Here is a 5,427-nt window from a genome sequence, read left to right as displayed (position 1 = left end):
ACCCGGCGGCCCGCCCCGCCGGCGAGCAGGGCATGTGCACCTACGAGGATCTGGTCGACGCGACGCTGCCGCACGGCCTGATGCCGCTTGTCGTTCCGCAGTTGCGCACGATCACGCTGGGCGGCGCGGTGACCGGGCTGGGCATCGAGTCCACCTCCTTCCGCAACGGCCTGCCGCACGAGTCGGTGCTGGAGATGGATGTGCTCACCGGCTCGGGAGAGGTCGTCACGACCCGGCCCCGGGGCGAGCACGCCGAGCTGCACCGGGCCTTCCCCAACTCGCTGGGCAGCCTCGGCTACGCCACCCGGCTGCGCATCGAGCTGCAACCGGTACGCCGTCACATGGCGCTGCGCAACATCCGGTTCACCCGGCTGGAGGAACTGGTCGACGCGGTCGGCGAGGTGGTGGCCAAGGGCGCCTGGGGCGGCGAGCCGGTCGACGCCATGGACGGGGTGATGTTCAGCCCCGGCGAGGCGTACCTCGTGCTCGGCACGTTCACCGACGAGGCCGAGGACGGTCCGTCCGACTACACCGGCCAGGAGATCTACTATCGCTCGTTGCGCCGGCGCACCCGGGACACGCTCACCGCGTACGACTATCTCTGGCGCTGGGACACCGACTGGTTCTGGTGTTCGGCGGCGTTCGGGGTGCAGCACCCGGTGGTGCGGCGGCTGTGGCCGCGGCGCTACCGGCGCAGCGACGTCTACCACCGGATCGTGCGGCTGGAGCACCGGCACCAGGTGGCCGCGCGCGTCGACAGGTGGCGGGGCCGCCCGGCCCGCGAGCGGGTGGTGCAGGACGTGGAGGTCCCGCTGGACCGCACGCCCGAGTTCCTGCGCTGGTTCGCGGCGAACGTGGGCATGACGCCGGTGTGGCTGTGCCCGCTGCGGCTGCGCGAGCCCGCCGGCCCCGGGTCGGCGAAGGCGTGGCCGCTATATCCGCTCCGACCGGGCGAAACGTATGTGAACATCGGCTTCTGGGGAAGCGTGCCCATCGCGGCGGGCGCCGCCGACGGGGACGTCAACCGCCAGATCGAGCGCATGGTGTCGGAGGTGGGCGGTCACAAGTCGCTCTACTCCGACGCGTACTACGACCGGGGCGAGTTCGACCGGCTCTACGGCGGGGAGACCTGGCGCGCCGTGAAGGACCGCTACGACCCGGACCACCGACTCACCGGACTGTACGAGAAGGCGGTATCCCGAGCATGAGTCTGACCGACCGAACACCGGGGGCGGCGAGCGCCCCGGCCGGCCCGCCGGCGGGCGGCCGGCGTACCGGACCCACAGTCGCGGACGTGGTCCGCGCGGTCACCACCGGCGACCTGCCCGTCCGGGTGACCGGCTACGACGGCAGCGCGGTGGGCCCGGCCGACGCCGGCATCACCCTGGCGATCCACACCGAGCGCGGCTTGTCCTACCTGCTCACCGCGCCCGGCGACCTGGGCATGGCCCGGGCCTACGTCAGCGGCGACCTCGGGCTGGAGGGCGTGCACTCGGGCGACCCGTACGAGGCGCTGCGGGTCATCAAGGACGAGGTGCCGCTGCGGATCCCGGCGATGAGCGAGGCGCTCGCGCTGGTCCGCGGGCTGGGCTGGGAACGGCTGCGTCCGCCGCCGCCCCCGCCGCAGGAGGCGGCCCCGCGCTGGCGGCGGCTGATGACCGGGCTGCGTCACTCGCGTACCCGGGACAGCAGCGCGATCTCGCACCACTACGACGTGTCGAACGCCTTCTACGAGAAGGTGCTCGGGCCGTCCATGACGTACACCTGCGCGGTCTTCCGCAGCCCCGGCGACACCCTCGAAGAGGCGCAGCGGGCCAAGTACGACCTGGTCGCCGGCAAGCTGGCGCTCAAGCCGGGGATGCGGCTGCTGGACGTCGGCTGCGGCTGGGGCGGCATGGTCCGGCACGCGGCCCGGGAGTACGGCGTCAAGGCGCTCGGCGTCACCCTGTCCCGCGCGCAGGCCGAGTGGGCGCAGGCGGCGATCGAGCGGGAGGGGCTGAGCGAGCTGGCGGAGGTGCGCCACCTGGACTACCGGGACGCGCCGCACGAGCAGTTCGACGCGATCTCCTCGATCGGGCTGACCGAGCACATCGGCGTGCGCAACTACCCGGCCTACTTCGGCGCGCTGCGCTCCCGGCTCAAGCCCGGCGGGCGGCTGCTCAACCACTGCATCACCCGGGCCGACAACCGGGCGCCGCACCGCTCCGGCGCGTTCATCGACAGGTACGTCTTCCCGGACGGCGAGCTGGCCGGTCCGGGCCGGCTGATCAGCGAGATCCACGACGCCGGGTTCGAGGTGCACCACGAGGAGAACCTGCGCCAGCACTACGCGCTGACGCTCGCCGGCTGGTGCCGCAACCTGGTCGAGCACTGGGACTTCTGCGTCGGCGAGGTCGGGCCGGGCACCGCCAAGGTGTGGGGCCTCTACATGGCCGGCTCCCGGCTGGCGTTCGAGCGCAACGGCATCCAGCTGCACCACGTGCTCGCCACGCACAACGGCCCGGAAGGGGTGAACGGGTACCCGCTGCGTCCGGACTGGACGCCCTGACCGGTCGTACCGACGAGAGGCCGCGCGGACCGCGCGGCCTCTCGTCGAAGTCATTGACAAAGAAGTTTTGTACGTACAAACTGATTTTGCCATGAGAGACGTCCTGTACCTGGAACAGCGCGAGCAGGCCGAAGCCCTGCTCAAGCCGCAGCGCATCGAGGTGCTGCGGCAACTGGCCGAACCCCGCACCTGCACCGAGGTCGCGGCCCGGCTGGAACAGACGCCGCAGCGCGTCTACTACCACGTCAAGCAGCTCGTCGCGGCCGGGCTGGCCGAGCAGGTGGCGCAGCGCCAGGTGCGCGGCATCACCGAGGGCATCTACCAGGCCGCCGCCCGGTCGTACTGGCTCTCGCCCCGCCTGGTCGGCCGCATCGGCGGCGCCCGCCGGGCCCGCGACGAGCTGAGCCTGGGCTACCTGCTCGACCTCATGGAAGAGGTCCAGGCCGACATCGCCGCGCTCGACCGCGCCGCCCCCGAACTGCCGTCCGTCGGCGTCTCCGGCGAGATCCGGGTGCCCGCCGAGCGGCGGCAGGAGTTCCTGCACGACCTGCAGACGACGCTGCAGGACCTGTTCACGCGCTACGGCGGCGCCGAGGGCGACGCCTTCAAACTCGCCGTGGCCTGCTACCCGAAAGGCGACAAGCATGAGTGAGCCGATGACCATCCGCGCCCGCCTCGCCGCACCCGTGGCCACCGTCCGCCGGGCCCTGACCGACCCCGCCGAGCTGCGCGTCTGGCTGGCCGAGCACGCCGAGGTCGAGCTGCCCCGGCGGTACGAGTTCTGGGGCCGCTACACGCCCGAGGGCGACGCGCCACACCAGCGGCTGCTGCACGTCGACGACCGGACGCTGCGCTTCGCGTGGACGCTCGACGGGGTGGAGACCACCACCGAGTTCGAACTGGAGCCCGACGGCGACGGCACGATACTCACGCTGCGGCAGAGCCACTTCGACTACGCGGAGGCGATGAGCGGCAGCAGCATCCGGGGCGTGCTCCAGACGTACTGGTACCTGGCGATCGCCCACCTCAACGACCACCTGGACGGCCGGCCGCTGCTGCCGCGTACCGACTTCACCTCCGCCGACCTGAGCGGCGAGGTGGTCATCGACGCCCCGATGGACAAGGTGTGGACGTCGCTCACCGACTCGGAGCAGGTCACCGCCTGGTTCGGCTACCCGATCGGAGTGGAGCCCTGGGAGGGCGGCCGGTACGCGATGGGCGGCCTCGACGCCGGTGAGGCCGCGAAGGTGTTCGACGTGACGCCGGGGCGGGCGCTGTCCATCGACTGGGGGCCCGTCGGCGTGACGTCCTGGGAACTGGCGGAGTCCGACGGCCGGACGAAGCTGACGTTCGTGCAGTCCGGCTTCGACGAGGGCAACCCGCCGTACGCGGCGTGGAGCGGCAACGTGGCCGGGTGGGCCGAGCTGCGGCGCTTCCACGAGGTGCCCAACTGGAAGCCGATCTGGCTGTAAGGAGGGGCCCCCTCTTAACGCCTCCGGTAGAAGAGGGGGCCCCTTTTAACACGGCGCCCGGGTGGGTAATGCCGGGCGATGTTCTTCATCTTCGGGCTGCGGACCAAGGTCGTCCGGTCCGGCGTCGTCACCGAGGTCTGCCGCAACTGCGGCAACCAGGCCGCCCAGGTGATCACCCGCCGGGTCACCAAGTTCAGCCTCTTCTTCGTCCCGCTGATCCCGCTGTGCACCCGGTACGCGCAGCAGTGCACGTTCTGCGGCGCCGAGTACGACATCTCCCGCGCCGAGGCCGAGCGCCTCCCGGTCGGCTGACCGTGACCCGCTTCCTCTACTGGCTGATCGGCCGGCAGCCGGCCGCTCCGGCCGCCCCGCCGGTGCACACCGCCGCCCGTCCACCCTGCACGCCCGGGCGCCGGCACCACCGCCGGCGTCGCCGGGTCGCGGGCGCGCAGTCGCCCCGCTCGCCCTGGAACCGTTCCGCCGACCGCTGACGCACCGTGTTAATAAGGGGCCCTTCCTCTACCGGAGGCGTTAACAGGGGGCCCTTCCTTACACTTCATCGGGTGGAAGATCGGCTGGCACGGATCAGGGGTGGTGGGCCGCCCCGGCGGCACAACGCCCGTACCATCGCCGCGCTGACCGGCAACCCCGGCTGCACCCGCCGCGCCGTGCTGGACAGCGCGGGCGCGGACAAGCCGGCGCTGGCCGAACGACTCGGCTTCCCGGCCCGCTTCGGTCAGTCCCGCTTCGCGATCACCCGCGGTAACGCGTTCGAGGCGCAGGTGAAGGCCGACGGCGGGAAGGAACTGCTGCGCCTGGTCGCGGAGCGGCTCGGCGTACCCGTCCCGGAGGGCGCGACCTGGACCGACCTCGGCGCCGACGACGACCGGCCGGAACGGTCCCGGGCGGCGCTCACCGCGAGCGGCGACGGCCCGGCGCTGTTCGACCACCCGCTGCTCGGCCTGGACGTGGCGGGTACCCGGGTGCACCTGGAACCGGATCTGGTCGCCGCCCGGCTGGCGGGCCGGTTCCACGTCGTGGAGATCAAGTCGTTCCCGGTGATCGACGGGCAGGCCGACCCGGGCAAGGTCGCCGCCGCCGCGATCCAGTCCGCCGTCTACGTGCTGGCGTTGCGCGAGCTGCTCGCCGCCGAGGGACACGACCCGGAGCTGGTGTCGCACGAGGTGGTGCTGGTCTGCCCGCGCGACTTCGCCAACCAGCCGGTGGCCAGTCTGCTCGACGTGCGCCGCCAGCTGCTGGTGCTGCGCCGCCAGCTGGCCCGGATGGCCCGGGTCGAGGATCTGCTCGCCGCCGTACCGGCCGGGTGCACGGTCGACCCGGCGGCCGATCCGGCCACGCTCGCCGCCGCGCTGCACGAGGTGCCGGCCCGCTACGCGCCTGATTGCC

7 protein-coding genes are annotated in these 5,427 nt (G+C 72.4%); all 7 read left to right on the top strand.

What is annotated here, in order from left to right; genetic code table 11:
- Positions 1 to 1,208: FAD-binding oxidoreductase (locus KBX39_RS21815; RefSeq protein WP_210872252.1), on the top strand; the 1,208-nt coding region annotated here is incomplete at its 5' end.
- Positions 1,205 to 2,548, top strand: a complete 1,344-nt coding sequence (locus KBX39_RS21810; protein WP_210872250.1) for a class I SAM-dependent methyltransferase — start codon at positions 1,205 to 1,207, stop codon at positions 2,546 to 2,548. The genes KBX39_RS21815 and KBX39_RS21810, both read left to right, overlap by 4 nt.
- A 91-nt stretch (positions 2,549 to 2,639) precedes the next feature.
- Entirely contained in the window at positions 2,640 to 3,200 is a 561-nt protein-coding gene (locus KBX39_RS21805; protein WP_187693773.1) for a helix-turn-helix domain-containing protein, read from the top strand.
- Positions 3,193 to 4,020 carry an SRPBCC domain-containing protein gene (locus KBX39_RS21800; protein ID WP_187693774.1) on the top strand — a complete coding sequence of 276 codons (828 nt, stop codon included), beginning with the start codon at positions 3,193 to 3,195 and terminating at the stop codon, positions 4,018 to 4,020. Before KBX39_RS21805 ends, KBX39_RS21800 begins: the two co-directional genes overlap by 8 nt.
- Positions 4,021 to 4,098: 78 nt before the next feature.
- Positions 4,099 to 4,332: a zinc-ribbon domain-containing protein gene (locus tag KBX39_RS21795; RefSeq protein ID WP_210872248.1), complete on the top strand. Its 234-nt coding sequence runs from the start codon at positions 4,099 to 4,101 to the stop codon at positions 4,330 to 4,332.
- Between the two features lie 2 nt (positions 4,333 to 4,334).
- Complete coding sequence (locus tag KBX39_RS21790; protein WP_157539057.1) at positions 4,335 to 4,511, top strand: hypothetical protein; 177 nt, start codon at positions 4,335 to 4,337, stop codon at positions 4,509 to 4,511.
- Positions 4,512 to 4,583: 72 nt separating this feature from the next.
- A partial coding sequence (locus tag KBX39_RS21785) for a hypothetical protein (RefSeq protein WP_210872246.1) occupies positions 4,584 to 5,427 on the top strand: 844 nt, incomplete at its 3' end.

The sequence above is a fragment of the Micromonospora sp. D75 genome (assembly GCF_018070405.1).
Classification (GTDB): Bacteria; Actinomycetota; Actinomycetes; order Mycobacteriales; family Micromonosporaceae; genus Micromonospora; species Micromonospora chalcea.
Note: the sequence above shows the minus strand (reverse complement) of the source record. Positions and strands in the feature narration are given on the sequence as shown.

Bases quoted from the DNA above. Each gene is read 5' to 3' on its own strand.
- KBX39_RS21800 (WP_187693774.1), top strand. From the start codon at position 3,193: ATGAGTGAGCCGATGACCATCCGCGCCCGCCTCGCCGCACCCGTGGCC.
- KBX39_RS21795 (WP_210872248.1), top strand. From the start codon at position 4,099: ATGTTCTTCATCTTCGGGCTGCGGACCAAGGTCGTCCGGTCCGGCGTC.
- KBX39_RS21810 (WP_210872250.1), top strand. From the start codon at position 1,205: ATGAGTCTGACCGACCGAACACCGGGGGCGGCGAGCGCCCCGGCCGGC.
- KBX39_RS21805 (WP_187693773.1), top strand. From the start codon at position 2,640: ATGAGAGACGTCCTGTACCTGGAACAGCGCGAGCAGGCCGAAGCCCTG.